Origin of the sequence: Thioalkalivibrio paradoxus ARh 1, from assembly GCF_000227685.2 — a bacterium.
GTDB classification, from domain to species: domain Bacteria; phylum Pseudomonadota; class Gammaproteobacteria; order Ectothiorhodospirales; family Ectothiorhodospiraceae; genus Thioalkalivibrio; species Thioalkalivibrio paradoxus.
Map to the genome: position 1 here is coordinate 608,335 of NZ_CP007029.1, position 17,178 is coordinate 625,512.

General features: G+C 64.7%; 12 protein-coding genes and 1 pseudogene. 6 read left to right on the forward strand and 7 right to left on the reverse strand.

Annotated elements, in window-relative coordinates; translation table 11 throughout:
• The first annotated feature begins 40 nt into the window (after window positions 1–40).
• Complete coding sequence (locus tag THITH_RS17465; RefSeq protein ID WP_198019461.1) at window positions 41–1,696, forward strand: anti-phage dCTP deaminase; 1,656 nt, start codon at window positions 41–43, stop codon at window positions 1,694–1,696.
• An 853-nt stretch (window positions 1,697–2,549) separates the two neighbouring features.
• Here THITH_RS17465 and THITH_RS02885 read toward each other — a convergent pair.
• The 7 genes and pseudogenes from THITH_RS02885 to THITH_RS02915 form a co-directional block, all read right to left on the reverse strand.
• A protein-coding gene (locus THITH_RS02885; RefSeq protein ID WP_408645271.1) for an IS3 family transposase occupies window positions 2,550–4,120 on the reverse strand; the annotation gives its coding sequence in 2 pieces (ribosomal slippage) (window positions 2,550–3,658 and window positions 3,658–4,120; 1,572 coding nt in all).
• Window positions 4,121–4,589: 469 nt separating this feature from the next.
• Window positions 4,590–4,838: pseudogene (locus tag THITH_RS19665) on the reverse strand (Arm DNA-binding domain-containing protein); the annotation flags it as partial.
• Window positions 4,839–5,474: 636 nt separating this feature from the next.
• Window positions 5,475–5,747 carry a hypothetical protein gene (locus THITH_RS02895; RefSeq protein ID WP_006746002.1) on the reverse strand — a complete coding sequence of 91 codons (273 nt, stop codon included), beginning with the start codon at window positions 5,745–5,747 and terminating at the stop codon, window positions 5,475–5,477.
• A 167-nt stretch (window positions 5,748–5,914) separates the two neighbouring features.
• Window positions 5,915–7,591, reverse strand: a complete 1,677-nt coding sequence (gene tnpC, locus THITH_RS02900) for an IS66 family transposase (protein ID WP_006746001.1) — start codon at window positions 7,589–7,591, stop codon at window positions 5,915–5,917.
• A gap of 48 nt (window positions 7,592–7,639) precedes the next feature.
• Window positions 7,640–7,993 (reverse strand): IS66 family insertion sequence element accessory protein TnpB, encoded by a 354-nt coding sequence (gene tnpB, locus THITH_RS02905; RefSeq protein ID WP_006746000.1) that lies wholly within the window; start codon window positions 7,991–7,993, stop codon window positions 7,640–7,642.
• Complete coding sequence (gene tnpA / locus THITH_RS02910; protein ID WP_006745999.1) at window positions 7,990–8,328, reverse strand: IS66 family insertion sequence element accessory protein TnpA; 339 nt, start codon at window positions 8,326–8,328, stop codon at window positions 7,990–7,992. The genes tnpB and tnpA overlap by 4 nt, the downstream gene beginning before the upstream one ends.
• Window positions 8,329–8,587: 259 nt before the next feature.
• Complete coding sequence (locus THITH_RS02915; RefSeq protein WP_006745998.1) at window positions 8,588–10,072, reverse strand: PA domain-containing protein; 1,485 nt, start codon at window positions 10,070–10,072, stop codon at window positions 8,588–8,590.
• A gap of 868 nt (window positions 10,073–10,940) precedes the next feature.
• Here THITH_RS02915 and THITH_RS02920 point away from each other — a divergent pair.
• The 5 genes from THITH_RS02920 to THITH_RS02940 all read left to right on the forward strand — a co-directional run bounded on the left by THITH_RS02920 (window position 10,941) and on the right by THITH_RS02940 (window position 17,073).
• Window positions 10,941–12,239: a rhodanese-like domain-containing protein gene (locus tag THITH_RS02920; RefSeq protein WP_006745997.1), complete on the forward strand. Its 1,299-nt coding sequence runs from the start codon at window positions 10,941–10,943 to the stop codon at window positions 12,237–12,239.
• Window positions 12,240–12,308: 69 nt separating this feature from the next.
• Window positions 12,309–14,498: a molybdopterin-containing oxidoreductase family protein gene (locus THITH_RS02925; protein ID WP_006745996.1), complete on the forward strand. Its 2,190-nt coding sequence runs from the start codon at window positions 12,309–12,311 to the stop codon at window positions 14,496–14,498.
• Complete coding sequence (locus THITH_RS02930) at window positions 14,495–15,037, forward strand: 4Fe-4S dicluster domain-containing protein (RefSeq protein ID WP_006745995.1); 543 nt, start codon at window positions 14,495–14,497, stop codon at window positions 15,035–15,037. The genes THITH_RS02925 and THITH_RS02930 overlap by 4 nt, the downstream gene beginning before the upstream one ends.
• 24 nt (window positions 15,038–15,061) lie before the next feature.
• A complete protein-coding gene (gene nrfD / locus THITH_RS02935; RefSeq protein WP_006745994.1) occupies window positions 15,062–16,057 on the forward strand; it encodes an NrfD/PsrC family molybdoenzyme membrane anchor subunit in 996 nt (331 codons plus the stop codon).
• A 77-nt stretch (window positions 16,058–16,134) separates the two neighbouring features.
• Complete coding sequence (locus tag THITH_RS02940) at window positions 16,135–17,073, forward strand: rhodanese-like domain-containing protein (protein ID WP_006745993.1); 939 nt, start codon at window positions 16,135–16,137, stop codon at window positions 17,071–17,073.
• Window positions 17,074–17,178: the final 105 nt, after the last annotated feature.

The following is a 17,178-nucleotide window of genomic DNA, read 5'->3' on the forward strand; positions in this document are numbered from 1 at the left end:
GCCATACTCCACCAGAACTAACCCGACTATGACTACCACGATGCTTGAGATAGACACAGGCATAATTCCGCCAGATCTTGATCCGCTCAAGGCTATCGATAAGCCAGAATTGGTCATCGGCTTGGTCGGTCCTATCGGCACCGATCGCGGCGAGATCTTTGCCGCTCTTGAAGCTGCTCTCGACGCCTACGGCTATACTACACGTCGAATCCGCGTCAGCAACACGCTCCATGAGTTGCCCGGACTTGGATGGCTGGCAGATCTTGAACGCGACGAGTTCCGACGCATTAAGAAGCACATGCGTGCTGGGACCTTAGTACGTGAGATCACCGGTCGGGCAGACGCTCTTGCCTGCTTTTCTATCGCTGAAATCAGAAAAATACGCTCTGAACTTCACTCGCCAGTTCCCGATACGAGTGGACCTCAGTACGACCCAGGGACTCGTGTTCGTCCGGCCACCGCGTATGTACTGGATTCGTTGAAACATCCACAAGAGATCCACACGCTTCGTGCTGTATATGGAAGAGCTTTTATTGCTCTCTCCATTCATACACCGCAGGACAAGCGTGTCCGAAACCTCTCTCAGCGATTGGCTGAAGCGCAATACGATGCGCAAAATACGAATAAATTCGACGTCGAAGCAACGAAGCTTATTCAGATTGATGAAAAAGAAGAAGGGACTGCGCTTGGCCAGGATGTGCGCTCTTCTTTTCCGCGAGCAGATTTTTTTCTCAATGCATCCAGCACTCCAACTATCCATTCGGATATAAAGCGATTCTTAGCGCTTTTCTTCAATCACCCGTTCCGGACCCCGACCTACGATGAATTCGGAATGTTCTTCGCAGAAGCATCTTCTTGGCGGTCTTCAGATCTAGGGCGCCAGGTGGGGGCATCTATTCTAAGCGCAACTGGTGAACTTCTTGCTGTCGGGTTTAACGAAGTTCCAAAGCCAAATGGCGGCTACAACTGGGAAGGCGAGACTCCCGACTATCGGGACTTCCAATACGGTAAAGATGAGGGTACTCGTCAAAAGAATCTGATGGTCGCAGAGGTTTTGCAACGGATCGCAAGTAGTAATCTTGTGTCTAGCGACAAACAGGCAGAGGTGCAGAAGCTAATTTCAGATGTTGCCAATGGCCTGGGTCATCCATTAACAAAGAACCTTAAAGCGCTGAGCGTTATTGAATTTAATCGCTCAGTTCATGCAGAGATGGCAGCGATCTGTGATGCAGCGTCACGCGGCGTTTCAATTAGGGGCGCGCAATTATTTGTCAACACCTTTCCCTGCCACATTTGCGCGCGCCACATCCTTGCGGCGGGCATTAGTCGGGTCGTTTACATCGAGCCTTATCCAAAGAGCCTTACAACAACGCTGTACGCGGATCAGATTGGCCAATCGTCGAGTGGTGACTGCCGCGACACAGTACCGTTTGAGGCGTTCAGAGGAGTCGCGCCGCGGATGTACCAGTTCCTTTTTAAGGCGCAGGGTGAAAGAAAGGAAAGCTCCGGTGTGGTAACTAGGTGGAATGAGAGAGATGCAAACACAAAATTAAAGAGGTATGTTCTCTCGTATGTTGCGATTGAGCAGACTGTGGTTGGGCGTCTTTTGGAAAAGCTAGCGGAAGACTTGAATCGTAATGAGGTGGCACTAGTGTCTTTACAACATGAGGAGGAAAGCGACCATGGCGCAAAATAATGGGTATGCGGAGCAGATTGCCGCTGCGAAGCGTTCGCTTGAAACTTGGCCGGATTGGATGAAAGTTAACGCAAGATTTCACGGGTCCGAGATTTCGAAGGGATCCAAGGAGAGTCGCTCAGGTGAGGCGCAAAAGAACATGCGGAATAGAGGCGACGGATGAAGGGAGAATTATCTTGGATCGAGGGTATGCCCCGGGGCAGTATTTCGGGTCCCAGGGGGGCGCCGCGATTCCCAGATTCAAATGAGTGAGCCGATGGGGAATGTGGAGACTTAATTCGAATCCCCTTCGGCGACCAGCGCCGGATTTAAAACGGTGAAAAGAGAGTTCGGGCGGTAGGTGGTACTGCACCGCCAGCACTCTAGATCGCGAACCCGCTCAGCGCGATTCGTGACTGCCCGGAGCCTCGCACCAAGCGGGGCTTCGCGCTTCTGCCTCCTGGCTACGACTTCGGTCCAGACGCTGAAAGTGGCGTACCAGATCTCCATCGGCTCAAGACCTCCCGACTATGACGCGCCGTGGTACGGAACCGCGCGTTTTTCGCACCGCTTGGTACGGAAGTGCCGTACCGAATAGCGGCGTGCGGGATAAGGATTATCTTGGTAGCCGAGGCGTAGCTGGATGCACTTCAAGGAATCCCCGCGATTCGCGCGGAACCCACCGTGCATGTCCGAGTATGGGCTTGCTACTTGGTGCGAGTCAGCAAGCCGTTGGGTCCCTGTTGCTCATCCGGTCGGCGTTGCTCAGTTGAGTTCGAATGGCCCGCTGTCCCACACAGACTGGGTGAAGCCGTTTAGAGTGATCGCCATCTTTCCGGGATCTCGGTGTTTGTCAACGTAGTTGTCCGCTTTTTCATGCCGCCTGAGCGACCATCAGGGCTGGCGTTTGGGCATGTTCCTTCGGTGGGTTGAGCCAGACGTGATCGATCGGTGTCCAGTTGCGCGTGTGCCGCGACCAGCGTGTCGGGTTGGCGCGTTGGGCGTCTTGGTACACCCGGTGCCGGTGCGCCAGGATCGCGATGTCCTCCCCGCGATGACGCTGGCCGGGGGTGACGAAGCGGATCTTGCTGTGGCGATGTTCCTCGTTGTACCAGTGGACGAAGCGCGCGACCCAAGCGCGGGCGTCGGCGAGGCTGGCAAACGGCTGAGGCGGAAAGGCCGGCGTGTATTTCAAGGTCCGGAACAGGCTTTCCGCGTAGGGGTTGTCGTCGCTCACCGAGGGGCGACTGAAGGACGGGACGACACCCAGGCGCTGCAAGGTGCTGAGCATGGTGGCACCCTTCATGGGGCTGCCATTATCCGAGTGCAGCACCAGGCCCGGGCGATGGACGCCCTCGGCGAGACAGGCGCGTTCGATCAGGCGACTGGCGTGTTCGGCGCTTTCCTCGGTGTGCACCTCCCAGCCGACGACCTTGCGGCTGAAGACGTCCTCGATCAGGTACAGGCGGTAGAACTGCCCCCGGATCGAAGAGGCCAGGAAGGTGATGTCCCACGCCCAGCAAACATTGGGCGCAGTCGCGCAGACCCCCTCCGGTTTGGGCACCTGCCGTGGGGCCGCCGCCCGGCCCCGGCGCTGTACCTGGTCATGGGCCCGCAGCACGCGGTAGAAGCTCGCCTCGGACGCGATGTACACGCCCTGGTCGGCCAGGCGCGGCACGATCTGGGTCGGTGGCAGGCTACGGTACTCCGGCGCGTTACAGACCGTCAGGATCGTCTCCTGCTCTTCGGCACTCAGGCGGTTGGCCGGCACCCGCGGGGTGCAGGTGCGCCGGTCCACCAGCCCGGTGTCGCTGCCGGCGAGGGCGCGCCAGCGGCGCAGCGTGCGCGGCGTCAGGCCGAGGACCGCACAGGCCGGGGTGAGCCGGGCACCGGCGGCGACCGCCTCGTCGATCAGGTCCAGCGCCAAGGCACGGGTCTCGGGCGTGATCATGCGTCCTCGTCGTCCCCCCAGATCGCCTGGGCTTTTTTTTTCAACACCAGCAAGGCGGCTGCCTCGGCCAGGGCTTTCTCTTTCCGGCGCAGCTCGCGCTCCAGGTCGCGCACGCGCTTCTTCTCCTGCTGCCAGGCGGCACGCTCGTCCCGGGTCAGCCGCTGGGGATCGGCGCTGCCGGCCATGGCCGCTTCCTTCCAGCGCTCGATCTGCTCGGGATACAGACCCTTGCACCGGCAGTACTCCGAGAGCGCCTGCTCATTCAGCGCGGCGGTTTCGATCACCACCGCGAGCTTGTCCCGGCCACTCCAGGATTCCGGGTTCGCCGGATCCGCCGGCACCGCATGCCCCCGGTCCTGGAACTCCCGGCGCCAGGCATACAGGGTGGGTTCCGACACCCCCGTCTCCCGGTGCACGTCGGCCACCGCCCGGGCATTGGGCGGCATCATCTTCTCGACCACCTTGGCTTTGAACTCTTCGCTGTACCGTGGCATTCCATCCGCTCTCTCCGCCCCCTCGAGGGTTAAGTTTACTGCGTCCAATCCAGCGGACTTCTATGCTGACAGAGGGGGAACACCAGTTCAGGCAGGTCCGCAGCAACCGGTAGCCGCGTGCGGCTACCGTGGGACGCGTGGCCTTCTCCTCTTCAAGCCAAGCGGCGATCCGGGCCGGCGTGAGATTCTCGATCCGCTCGTTCCTGAGCGCGAACAGGACCCCGGGCTTGGTCTTCTTCGGGGACCGCTTGCGGTCCTGGCCTGGCGCGGTCATGACCTGCCGATGGTCATGCAGATGCGCGGCGCTCCAGTCAGCAGAGCGGGCCGCGACATAGGCGTCCCACGCCTCGCCGAAGGTGATCCGGGTCGCCTCCTCACGCTGCTTGGCTGCCGCCTCGGCTTCCTCGCGCTCGGCCCTTTCCCGGCGGGGATCGATGCCCTTGTCAACGAGGGTCCGCAGCCTGCGGGCCTCCTTGCGGGCGCGGTCGATATCCCAGGTCTTGGGATCGCCGATCCGCATCTTGAAGGGCTTGCCGTGGATGCGCGCCTGGAAGACGAACGTCTTGCTTCCACCCGCGCGAGCGCGAAGTCCCAGACCCGGGCACGCCGAGTCCCAGAGGAACGCCTCCAGCTTGCCCGGCGCACATTGGAAGGCGTTGACCCTGCCCAGGGTGAAGCTCACGATGTTTCTGTCCGGATCCTTCGCTGGCTTCGCCATGGCTCCTCCTCTGAGCACCTGGGGCTTTCCGAACGTTCTGTCCGACCGATCGAATCTGGGTAGCGCATGGGTAGCGATCGGAAAAAATACAGGCTAATTCCGATCAGTCCATGGGATATGAATATGCCGCATAAACCGAGAGATAGCAAACGCGGAACAATTCCTGCTAACCCCTATTCGGGCGGACTTTTAATCCATTGGTCGTAGGTTCGAATCCTACACGGCCCACCACAAAAACAACCAGTTACATGCCTGCGCCTAAGCCGAAAAGGCTGGTGCAGAGTCTTGGGAACCCCTCGGGAACCCTCCGAGCACAAAAAACCCGGCACGGGGCCGGGGTCGGTGGGGCTGTTGCCGCTTCCGGTCTATGCGGCGGGTCGCAAGCCCACCTCCAGCCGTTCCGCGGCAAGCTCGATCAGGTGCAGCAGGCTCTCGGTTTCGAGCGGCGTCAGCATGGCGGTGTGCTCGGCGGACTCGTTGCAGCGTGACGCTTCAGCCCGGCGCAGCAGGACGGCAGTCGTGCGGATCGCGCCGGCAGGTCCGTGGTGGTAAGGCTCATGGCGTTCATGGTCGGCACTCCTGTCGGGGTCGGTCGTGGAAAGTGCCTTGGTCGGGTGGTGCCGGCCTGGGTGCGCTTCATCTGCGGTCGGGAGCTACAGTGGGGTCGTGCAGCACGGTCCATCCGCCCGGCCCGAGTTCGCTGGCAGTGCGTTGCGCGAGGCGTTCATTGGCGACCAGCCGGTGGACCACCTCGCCGAGCGTCTTGCCCTGTTCCCGGGCCTCGGTCCGCAACCAATCGGCGGTTCCGCGGTGAACCGTGATTTCCAACCGGACCTTGCCCCGGTCGGCTTCGCGCTCCCGGTGGGCGCGGGATCGCTCCCGGTTGCTGTCGTGGATACGCTTCGTCATCGGTTCCCCTCCTGTCCCCGGCAGCAGTGCGCTCCGGGGGGGCCGGTGTCAACGCCGGGCCGGTCGGCTTTGCATCCGCGGATGCAACGGGCCATCCGAACCTTGGCTCTCCGAACCAAGCTTCGGCAGGCGACTCGTAAGCGTCCGGGGAACCCCGGGTTCTCCGCTTACAGTTCCGGCGCCGGGATTTTCAGATCCTCGGGCGTGAGCCGATGCGGCAGCAGGGCCGCGATGCCGCCCGGGGTGGTCACCGCCGGCAGGGTCTCGAACAGGTAATGCAGGTAGGCGCGCGGCTCCAGGCCGTTGGCCTTCGCCGTCTCCACCAGGGTGTAGAGCATCGCACTGGCCTCGGCACCGCGCGGGCTGCCGCTGAACAGCCACGCCTTGCGCCCCAGGGCGAATGGCCGGATCGCGTTCTCGGCCAGATTGTTGTCGATCTCGAGGTGACCGTCCTGCAGGAACGTGATCAGGATCGGCCACTGCCTGCGGGCATACTGGATCGCCTCGCCCAGCAGGCCCTTGGGCAGCACCTTCTGCGCCTTGTCGTCGAGCCAGGCCTGGATCTCATCCAGGATCGGCTGCGACTGTTCCCGCCGCACCGCGTGGCGGTGTTCCGGGGCCGTGCCGCGGATCCGGCGCTCGACCTCGTAGAGCTTGCCGATCAAGGCCACGAAGGCATGCGCGGCCCCGGTCTTGGTTCGACTGTTGGCCGCCTCGACGGCCTTGCGCCGGACGTGGGCCCAGCACCCCATGTGGCCCCGGATGCCCTCTTTCTCTGCCAGCGCGTGATAGCCCGCATAGCCATCCGTCTGCAGATAGAACCGGAGTTCCGGAGGCCGGCCGTCTCCTTCCGGGAACAGGAAGTCGATCGGCACCTCGCCGCTGCGGCTCGGGGCGTACTGGAACCAGATCACTGGTCTTCCAGACGGCCCACCGCGGTAGACCCACATATAGGACTTGGTGGTGTTGGCCCGGCCCGGTTCATCGAGCACCTGCACCGGGGTCTCGTCGATCTGCAGCACCGGGCCTTGGGTCAGGTGCTGCTTCAAAGCGGCCAGCACCGGGGCGAGCGGGGTGGCCAGTTGTACGATCCAGCCGGACAGGGTCTGGCGGGAGAGCTCGATGCCCTCGCGGGCGAAGACCTTCTCCTGGCGGTACAGCGGCAGGCCATCGACGAACTTGCCCGTAACCACCTCCGCGAGCAGCGAACTGTGCGCGATGGCTTTCGGCAGGATCTGCGCCGGGCGGGGTGCGATCCGCAGCCCCGCCTCGGCGCCGGGTACGTCGGCGTGGATCGGCGCGTACTTGGCGCGCTTGATCTTGATCACGTAGTACTGCTTGGGCAGCACCCCCAGCTGCTCGGACTCGTCGAAGCCGATCCGCACGTGGGTCTCGGCGAGCGCCGCCTGTTCCGCCTCGGACAGGTCCAGGATGCGCTCCACCCGCGGCAGGTGCGCCGGCAGCGGCTTGCGCTTCGGGGTCTGCTTCTTGGGTTCGGTACGTTCCGAGCGTGGCGGCGCCTTGGCTTCGGCGATCTGGGCGTCCAGTTCCTCGATCAGGACGTTCAGCTCGGCTTCGTCAAAGAGCGCGAGCTGCTCCCGCGCGACGCGATCCGCCTTCGGTCCGAAGCGCTGGTGGCGCAGCAGATCCAGGCGCTCCAGGAGGAGCTCGATCTTGCGGTCGAGCTTATCGATGGTCTCGTTCCGCACCCGAAGTTCTGCATCGCGTGCCTGCAACTCGGCCTCGAAGCGCTGTTCCCGCGCGACCTTCTCGGCCGCCATCCGGGCGATGATCGCGTGCAGCTCCGCGGGGTCCTTGGGGAGCTTCTGAGCGGCTTCGGGCATACCCGGAAGTTTACCAAAACCCAGCCAATAACGCTGCAGAATCAGCGACTAAAGCAGAGAAAAAGACGCCTTGAGATGGCCCTGCACGGCGGTCGGATCCAGGCCCTCCAGCAACCACTGCAGTTCGCGCACCGACAGTTCAACCGAACTCTGCTCGGTGCCCGCCGGCCACCAGAAGCGCTGCTTCTCCAGGCGCCGGTACCACAGCCAGAAGCCGTTCCGGTACCACACCAGCACCTTGATCTTGTCCCGCGCCCGGTTGCAGAACACGAACAGGTGCGAGGAAAACGGATCCGCCTGCAGCACGTCCTCGACCCGCGCCGCGAGACCGTCGATCTGGCAGCGCATGTCGGTGTGGCCGCGCGCCAGATACACCTTGGTGTGCGCGTCCAAGGCGATCATGCGCGCTCCCGCAGCACACCCAGCACCCGCTGCAGCGTCTCGGCCGAACACCCCGGCCCGATCTCCAGACGCAGACCACCGGCCAGCACCAGCGTCAGATCGGCAGCCCGCGTCCCGGGCGCGTCATCGACCAGGGTGACCGGCACGAACTCCGGCACCGGGGCCGCCACCGGCGACTCGGTCCGGGGCTCCGGCGCCAGCAGTCGCCGCCAGCGCTGCAGGCTGGCCACCGAAATCCCGCGCCGCTCACAGTACGCCTGCTGCGACAGACCGCTGCGCTCCCAGCCCCGCACCAGCCGCTCCCACTCCTGCCGACTGCGCCGCACGCCCCACATGATCCCGCCCTCCGGTTATCCTGGACTGGCGGCTATCATCCGGAGGCCGCCGGGGCGGCGGAAGAACGTATTTCGCAGGACGCTTACGGCGACTCCCCCCCGCGGGAGCCCGGCCGGTGGTCGATAGTGCGGCAGTATCGCCTAGTCAGATGACGTGGTCCTGCAGGACCCCGGGCTCGGGGTCACACGCCGACACGTCCGCGCGCGGGGTGACGGCTGGACCGCCACCCCGCGGTTGACTCCGTTCATCGCACTGCAGCTACGGTTCGGTGGGCGCGTTCGGGTTGCTGCTGAACGTGCCGGTGGCCGGAAGCCCCGCCTTGAGTGCCGCTCCGTCGGCCAGCGAGATCATCCCGGACGGGATCGTCGCCGATGGGTCGGAACCGCCGAGGTTGATCGGGTTGCCGGCGATGTTGTTCACCACGATCACTGCGACAGCACCGGCGGCCTGCGCGTTCGCGACCTTCTGGACGAACGGGCAGACGCCCCGGTCGACCACGGCGATCGCGGTCGCCGGGAAGCCGACGAGCGGGTCGCAGCCCAGGGTCGGGTTGCCCGAGCCGTCGTTTACGAGCGCCAGCTCGCCGCTGACCCCGGACTCGGTGGTGGCCGGCCCGAACGCAGCCCCGGTCACGCCGTACACGCCGGCCGCGCTCGACGGCGGGTCGACCGCCAGCAGGTTGGGCAGGGTGATCGGCTCGCCAAGGTCGGGATTCAGCCCGACGGTGCCTTCTGCCTCAAGCCCGGCGACGATCGTAGCGCCGTCGGCCTGCGACACCATGACCGAGGGGATCGTGACGTCGTCCGACGACCCGCCCATTGTGATCGGGGCGCCCTCGACGTTGTTGATCACGATCGCCGCGATGGCACCGGCCTGCTGCGCGTTCCCCACCTTCTGCACGAACGGGCAGGTACCCCGCTCGATGACGGCGATCGCGCCGGCCGGGAACCCGAAGAGCGTTTCGCAGCCTTGGTAGTACTGGTCCGTGGCATCGTTCACCACGACGAGAGCGCCAGTGGCCCCCGCCTGCGTCGGCGACGGCCCGAATGCCGCGCCGGTGGCGCCGTAGACACCGGCGGCGATCGAGGGCAGATGAACCGTCACGAGGTTCGGCAGCAGGATCACGTCGGGGATTAGTCCCACGGTGCCATCGGCGGGCAGACCCGCCTTGATCGCCGCGCCGTCGGCCTGCGACACCATGACCGAGGTGATCCCGGCGCTATCGACCGCGGCGCCCATCACGATCGGCGCCGTCGCGACGTCGTTTACCACGATCACCGCGACGGCACCCGCTGCCTCCGCGTTGGCGACCTTGGTCGCGAACTGGCAGCCGCCGCGGTCCACGACCGCGATGGCCCCGTAGTTGAAACCGGTCAGCGGGCCGCAGCCCTCGGAGGGCACGCCGGACGCGCTGTTCACGACCTCGACCGTCCCGTCGACCCCTTCCGCGGTCGGGGGCGGACCGAAGTCCGCCGCTACGGCCTCGTAGACCCCCGCGGCCCCCGATGGTGCGTAGATGCGCACGAGATCCTCGAGTGTTCCGGGTTCGGGCTCTTCGGGCTCCGGCAAGCCGGCGCCGCTCGGGTTGAACGTACCGTGTTCGTCGCAGTTGGGGTTGTTCGCGCCCGCCGGCGTGGCGCAGGGGTTCGCGCCACCGCCGGGCTGCGCCATTGCGACGCTCAGAGGCATCATGGCAACAAGCACCACGGCACTGAGCGAGCCCAGGGTTCGCACACTGATCATCAGGATACCTCCCGCCCCTTGGGGCGATCACCCTGCCATGTGCTTGAAGGCCTGGTTGCACCCGCCTCTCCCACCGGTGGGGTACAGATCGGCCGCACGTTACATGGATTGACTATAAGAAGCATAGACATCCATTGTTCGATCTGCCCGACGCACGTCCCGGAGCATGGCTGCGGCGCCGGGGTGGTCCGGGCTGCCGGAATCGGCGGTGCCCTGTTCTGCCGTGTGAGCACGGTCACCGTGTTGGCATGGCTGGGGTTCAGGTGTTAATGGCCTTTGCGATGCCCGCAGCAGAAACTCGCCCCAATCCGTCTGCTCACCGGCCACGATCGTGCTGCCGTCGAGAACCCCTGTGACGAGCCCGCCGTGACGCATTCTGGCTAGGTGGACGGGCATCGATCGGCCGCAGTGCTGATCTGTGCGCCCGCGCACGAGTGCTTACGCATCCGGTTGAACGCCACGTCGGCGATGGGCTGAGCTCGCCCTCGGCTCGGGATGAGGCGTGCGCAATTCCCAGTTCCAATTCTCATTCTATGGTCTATATGCTACTTCGAGGGTAACGAACTGCCCAGGAAGAGGCAGGGGTGCGACACATCGGGGGGGCTCAACAGGTTCATGACCACGGCAGCCATCAGCCTGTCCATCGGCAGGGCGGTGTTGACCGCCCGCGTGAGGGCATTGGCGCTCAGGCCGGTCAGCCCCTATGCATCTTTGAAAGACCCGGCAGCGTGTGGCGGCAGCAAGGCTATCTGTCGTCAACAGCAATGCTGTCAATCACAGGCTTCAATCGCATCTCCATGACGAAACGCTGCCGGCGCGGAACGATGCATGCGTTCGACGGCCGGCGAACGACCGAGGGGTGGTGACCATGCGCTGGAATGTTCTGGCCCGACTGGGTCTCGCTGTGCTGCTTCTGTTTCCGACCGCACTGCTGGCGGACACGGTTCAGGGCCGGATCATGGAGATCTCGCGCCTCGCGAACACGATCCAGATCAGGGTTCCTGATCAGGACCCGGTCGTGATCCGCTTCGATGCGAATACCCGTTTCGTCGAGGCTGACGGCATCGAGGACCTTGCCGGGAACGACCTGGTCGAGGTCGAGTACACGCCGGGGCGCCCGGCGACCCAGATCCGCAAGGTGGTCTTCGGGTTGCCACCGGGTATCGAGATCGATGTCCGCGAGGTGCTCGCGATTCTCACCGGAGATGAGCCTTACACGCTCGTCGACACGCGGCCCCGCGGACCGTTCCTCTCGGGCACGATTCCCTCGTCGATGAATTCCTTCACCCGTGTCGATGAGGCGGATTTCATCGCAACGCTGCCCGAGGACAAGGACCGGTTGCTGGTCTTCTACTGCGGCGGTTCGACCTGCCCCTATACCGGCGAAGCGGTCGAAATGGCACAGAACGCCGGCTACACCAACATCAAGGGCTACCAGGGTGGAATCCCCGACTGGCGGCGGACGCAGCTCCCGTTGCACGCCGATCCGAACTGGGTGGCGGACCGCCTGAATCCTGGGCATGTGATCATCGACACGCGCAACCCGGTGGACAGCGCTCTGGGGCATCTGCCCGGCGCTGTCGCGATGCCGGCGGCGAATTTCGAGGTGCTGACCGAGCGCTTCATCCGCGAGGACCGGGAGGCGATGCTGCCGCGGGTCAGCGACCGGCGTGCGCCGATCATACTTTACAGCGACCAGCACCACAGCGATGACGTGCTGATCGCCTTCCGCGAACTGAGCAGTTGGGGGTACGGCCGGGTTGCGATTCTCAGGGACGGGTTCGAAGGCTGGCAGGCCGCCGGGCTGCCGGTCGAGCACGACCAGATCGCGTACGCGATCGACTATCAGCGGCAACTGCTGCCCGGGGAGATCTCGCCGGAGGAATTCGCGGCTACCGACCTGACCCGTGACGACCTGATCGTTCTCGACGTGCGTTCCGATCAGGAGATCGCAGACGGTGTGATCGCGGGAGCGATCCACATCCCGCTGGAGAAGGTCGAGGACAGCCTGGACCGGCTCGACAAGAGCAAGGAAATCCTTGCGGTCTGTGCGACCGGGATCCGTGCCGAGATGGTGTACCGCGTGCTCAATGCCGCGGGATACAACGTGCGTTTCCTGAACGAGCACATCGAAGTGGCCGAGGACGGTAGCGTCCGCGTGCTGTAGGCCGATTCGCCCGGGTTCCGTTCGTGGTTCCCGGGCCGTCCGCACCACCAAGCAGCGGGATCCCATCTGATGAAGCGTCGCGAATTCCTCAAGCTCTCCGCGATCGTCGGTGCGGGTGCGGCGACACCGGGTCTGATGACCGGTTGCGCCAGCCCCCGGCTGCCGGGCACCGGCGAGGTCGAGACCAGTCCCACCGTCTGCAACGTCTGCTTCTGGCGCTGCGCGGGAACCGTGTACAAGGAGGACGGACAGCCTTGGAAGATCGAGGGCAACCCCGGTGACCTCCACTCCGAGGGGCGCTTCTGCACGCGCGGCAGCGGCGGACTGGGCATGTACCGGGATCCGGATCGCCTGCGTCAGCCGATGCTGAGGGTCACGGAAAACGGTCGGCAGACGTTCAAACCCGTATCCTGGGACGAAGCCCTCGACTTCATCGCCTCTCGCATGAACGGGATTGCCGAGACGCACGGAGACGACCGTCTCTGTCTGTTGTCTCACGGTGTCGGCGGCGCCTATTTCCGGCGGCTTCTCGCAGCCTTCGGCTCGACCGGGTTCGCCCAGCCGTCGTTCGCGCAGTGCCGCGGGCCGCGCGATGTTGGTTTCGCGCTCACCTTTGGCGAGGGGGTGGGGTCGCCCGACCGTACCGACATGGAAAAGTCGCGTTGCATCGTGCTGATCGGTTCCCATCTCGGCGAGAACCTGCATAACAGCCAGGTCCAGACCTGGATCAAGGCGGTTGCGAACGATGCCACGGTGATCACCGTCGATCCGCGCTTCTCGGTCGCGGCGGGCAAGTCGCGATACTGGCTGCCGATCCGGCCCGGTACCGATATGGCATTGTTGCTCGCGTGGATCCACGTGCTGATCCACGAGGGGCTTTTTGATCGCGACTACGTCGCCCGCTACACGACCGGCCTCGAGCAACTGGCCGAACACGTGCTGCCGTTCAGTCCGGAATGGGCCTTCCTCGAAACCGGGATCGAAGCCGACCTGATCCGCGAGACCGCGCGCGAGATGGCGCGGCATGCGCCGGCAACGCTGGTGCACCCCGGGCGCCACGTGACCTGGTATGGAGACGACACCCAGCGCAGCCGGGCGATCGCGATCCTCAGCGCGCTGCTGGGGTCCTGGGGACGCGAGGGGGGGTATTTCATTCCCGAGTCGGTGCAGCTTCCCGGTTACCCCACGCCGGAGCCGCCCGAACCGCGCAGCGACTGGATGGCGGAGGTGCAGAAGGATTATCCGCTGGCGCCGGTCGGTATCACCAACGTGATCATCGAGGACTCGATCGGAGACGACGCCTTCTTCAAGGGCTGGTTCGTCTACGGGACGAATCTTCCCTATTCGATTCCAGCCAGCGCCGCGCAGATCGAGGCGGCTGCGCAGTCGCTCGACCTGCTCGTGGTCGTCGACACGATGCCCTATGCGATCACCGGCTATGCGGATGTGGTGCTGCCGGAGTGCACCTACCTCGAGCGCCTGGACCCGATCCGGAACAGTCCCGAGCGGCAGCCGTCGCTGGCCGTGTCGTTCCCGGCGTTCGAGCCCCGGTACGACAGCAAGCCCGCGTGGTGGATCGCGAAGCAGATTGCCGAACGGCTGGGGCTGGGAGCGCACTTCCCCTGGGACGACTACGCCGAGGAACTCGACTGGCAGTTGCAGCAGGTGGGCAGTTCGCTGGACGAGATGCGGCGGCTCGGGGTCAAGAACTTCCCGCGCACCACGGCGCAGTACTTCGAGCCAGGCGGGGCGCGCGAATTCCGGACGCCGAGCGGCAGGATCGAGCTGTACTCCGAGACGCTCGCCGCCTACGGGTACGATCCGCTGCCGGGATATACCCCGCCTACGCGCCCGCCGGAGCGTTACTTTCACCTGAATTACGGTCGGGCGCCGGCGCACACCTTCGGACGCACGATCAACAATCCGACACTGTTCGAGCTGATGCCCGAGAACGCGGTCTGGGTGAACCCCCTGGTGGCCAGGGATTTCGGTCTCCGTAGCGGTGACTACGTGCAGCTGCGCAACCAGGACGGGGTGACGAGCAATCGGGTCCGGGTCCGTGTGACCGAGCGGATCCGGCCCGATTCCGTGTACATCGTGCACGGCTTCGGGCACCGGGACCCGCGCCTGCGGCTCGCCGATCAGCGTGGCGCCGACGACAACGATCTGATGACCCGTGTTCTGATCGACCCGATCATGGGCGGTACCGGCATGCGCGGGAATTTCGTGACTCTGGTTCCTGAGGAGCAACTCGCATGAGGGTGTACGCGATGGTGATCGACACCAATCTCTGCATCGGCTGCGGAGATTGCGTGGTGGCCTGCAAGACGGAGAACAAGCTGCCGGCGGGCCTGAACCGGGACTGGGTCGTCGAGGCGACACGCGGGCGCTATCCCGATCTGACCACCGAGTTCCGCTCGGAGCGCTGCAACCATTGTACCCACGCCACCTGCGTGCACGCCTGCCCGACAGGCGCGACCTACCTGTGGCAGAACACGAACATCGTGCTGGTCGAGCCGAACAAGTGCACCGGCTGCAAGGCCTGCATCGTCGCCTGCCCGTACGACGCGCGGTTGATCATGACGCCGAGTGGCTATGTCGACAAATGCACCTTCTGCCATCACCGCGTCGAGAAGGGCGATGACCCGGCCTGTGTCAGCGCCTGTCCGACCCGTTGCATGCATTTCGGTCTGCTGAGCGATCCCCAGTCGACGGTGAGCCGTTTGCTGGCCACGCGCCGGCACAAGGCGCTGCTGGAAGAGACGGGGAACGAACCGCAGGTGTATTACCTGACCTGAAGCAGCGACAGGGAAAACGACGCCATGTTGGAAGAAGTGCTGGTCACCGTACGCAGTAACCCCGGCATCGACCCGTCGCTGGCGGTGTGGAACTGGGAGATTCCGCTGTACCTGTTCCTCGGAGGACTGGTCGCGGGCATCCTGCTGTTTGGCTCGCTGATGGTGCTGCTCGACCGGGAAAAGGATTTTCCGTTCGTCGCCCGCAAGCTGCCGATCTGGGCGTTCGTCGGGCTGTCGATCGGCATGTTCGCGCTGTTCCTCGACCTCAGCCACAAGTTCTACGTGTGGCGGTTCTACACGACGTTCCAGGTGTCCTCGCCGATGTCCTGGGGTGCCTGGATCCTGGTGCTGGTCTATCCGGTGATCATTCTGCTGACGGCCTGCACGCTGCGCGAGGGGTATCCGGCGCTCGGGAGGCTGGTCGACCGCTTCCGCGCCGGTCACGCGCTGATCGAGTTCGCCTGCAAGCACCGGGCGCTGGTCGCGCAATGGGGCATTGTGCTGGCCGTCTTTCTCGGCTTCTATACCGGGATCCTGTTGTCTGCGCTGAGCGCCCGGCCGTTCTGGAACACGGGGTTTCTCGCGCCGCTGTTCCTGGTCTCGGGCATGTCGGCGGCGGCCGCGCTGGTGCTGCTCGGGACCCGCAGCGAGATCGAACGCCACACGTTCACGCGCATCGACATCGTGCTGATCGCGGTGAAGCTGTCGTTGATCGCGCTGCTGCTGGTCAACCTCGCGACCGGTTCGAGGGTGCAGATCGAGGCCGCGCAGATGGTCTTCGAGGGCGAATTCGCGATTCCGTTCTGGGTCTTCCTGGTGATTCCGGGTCTGATGATTCCGCTGATCCTCGAGTACTGGGAACTCAAGGGGAGGCGACGGGCGTGGATGCTGGTGAGCCCGGTCCTGGTGCTCTACGGCAGCTATATGCTGCGCCAGCTCACCGTGGACATGGGGCAGGCGTCGAGTTACGTCAGTTACATCAACGCGTTCGATCCCACCCTGCTCGAGTTGCTGCGGTGAGTGCGGCCGTTTCCATTTCCGTCCGGCGAACCACCGGGGTCCGGACGTCAACCGTTCGCTGAGAGGGACCTGTACCCATGACACGCAAGCTGCTTATCCCTCTGATCATCCTCGGCTTCCTGCTGGTCGGTGCCGCGGCGCTGTTCGCCTATGCCCAGCGTCCGATGGTCGGCGCGATGGAGGAACAGATCTCACTCGCCGGCCGGGTGATCGTGCGTGGCGAGGACAGCGTCGAGGTGCCGGCGCTGGCGCAACGGATCGTCGCCGATCGGCGCGACTACGTGCTCGTCGATCTGCGCTCGGCGGCGGCCTTCCGTGACGAGCATATCCCGGGGGCGACGAATATCGCGCTGACCGACATCCTGCAGCCGGAAAGGGCGCGCGAGATCGCGCGCGGCCGGACGCTGATCCTGTATTCGGAACACACCGCCGAGGCCGCACAGGCCGCGATTCTGCTGCGGGTGGCCGGAGTCGATGCGATGGCGCTGCGCGGTGGGTTCGAAGGTTGGCTGCGCTACACCGGGGATCCGGACAGCGACCCCGGCGATGTCCGGCCGGTGCTGAGCCGGGCCGAGCGGCAGGCCCTGGCCTGCCTGTTCCACGGCGATTACATGCCGTCGGCGGGAATCCCGATCGAGGCGGTACGTACCGCGTACACGCCCCCGCTCGCGCCGGTTGCGCCGCCGGCGGTCGAGGAGCCGGTGGTCACAGCACACGCTGAAGTGCCCGAGCCTGCTGACCCGCTCGGTCTCGGGCAACACCTGGGCGTGGGTATCCTCCCTCCCGAGCCCGAACGGCACCCGGATCCGTTGGGGCTGGGTCTGCACCTCGGGGTCGGTCTGGTCAGTCTCCCGGAGCCGCATCCCGATCCGCTCGGCCTGGGGCTTGCGCTCGGTCTGGGTGTCGGCCTCGAAGACCTGCAGCCGGAGCCTGAAGCCCCCGCTGCGGCCGCGCCGGCGCCCGCGCCGGCGGCACCCCCGCCACGGCGGGCGCTGCGGATCGGAGAGGGTTGCTGACGTGAACGAAGGGTTCCAGTGACCCGTAGGGCGGAAGAGGCCGAAGGCCGTCATCCGCCGCATGGGCGCAGTTCGTGGCGAAAACGCGTCGGGGTTTCCCTGCGC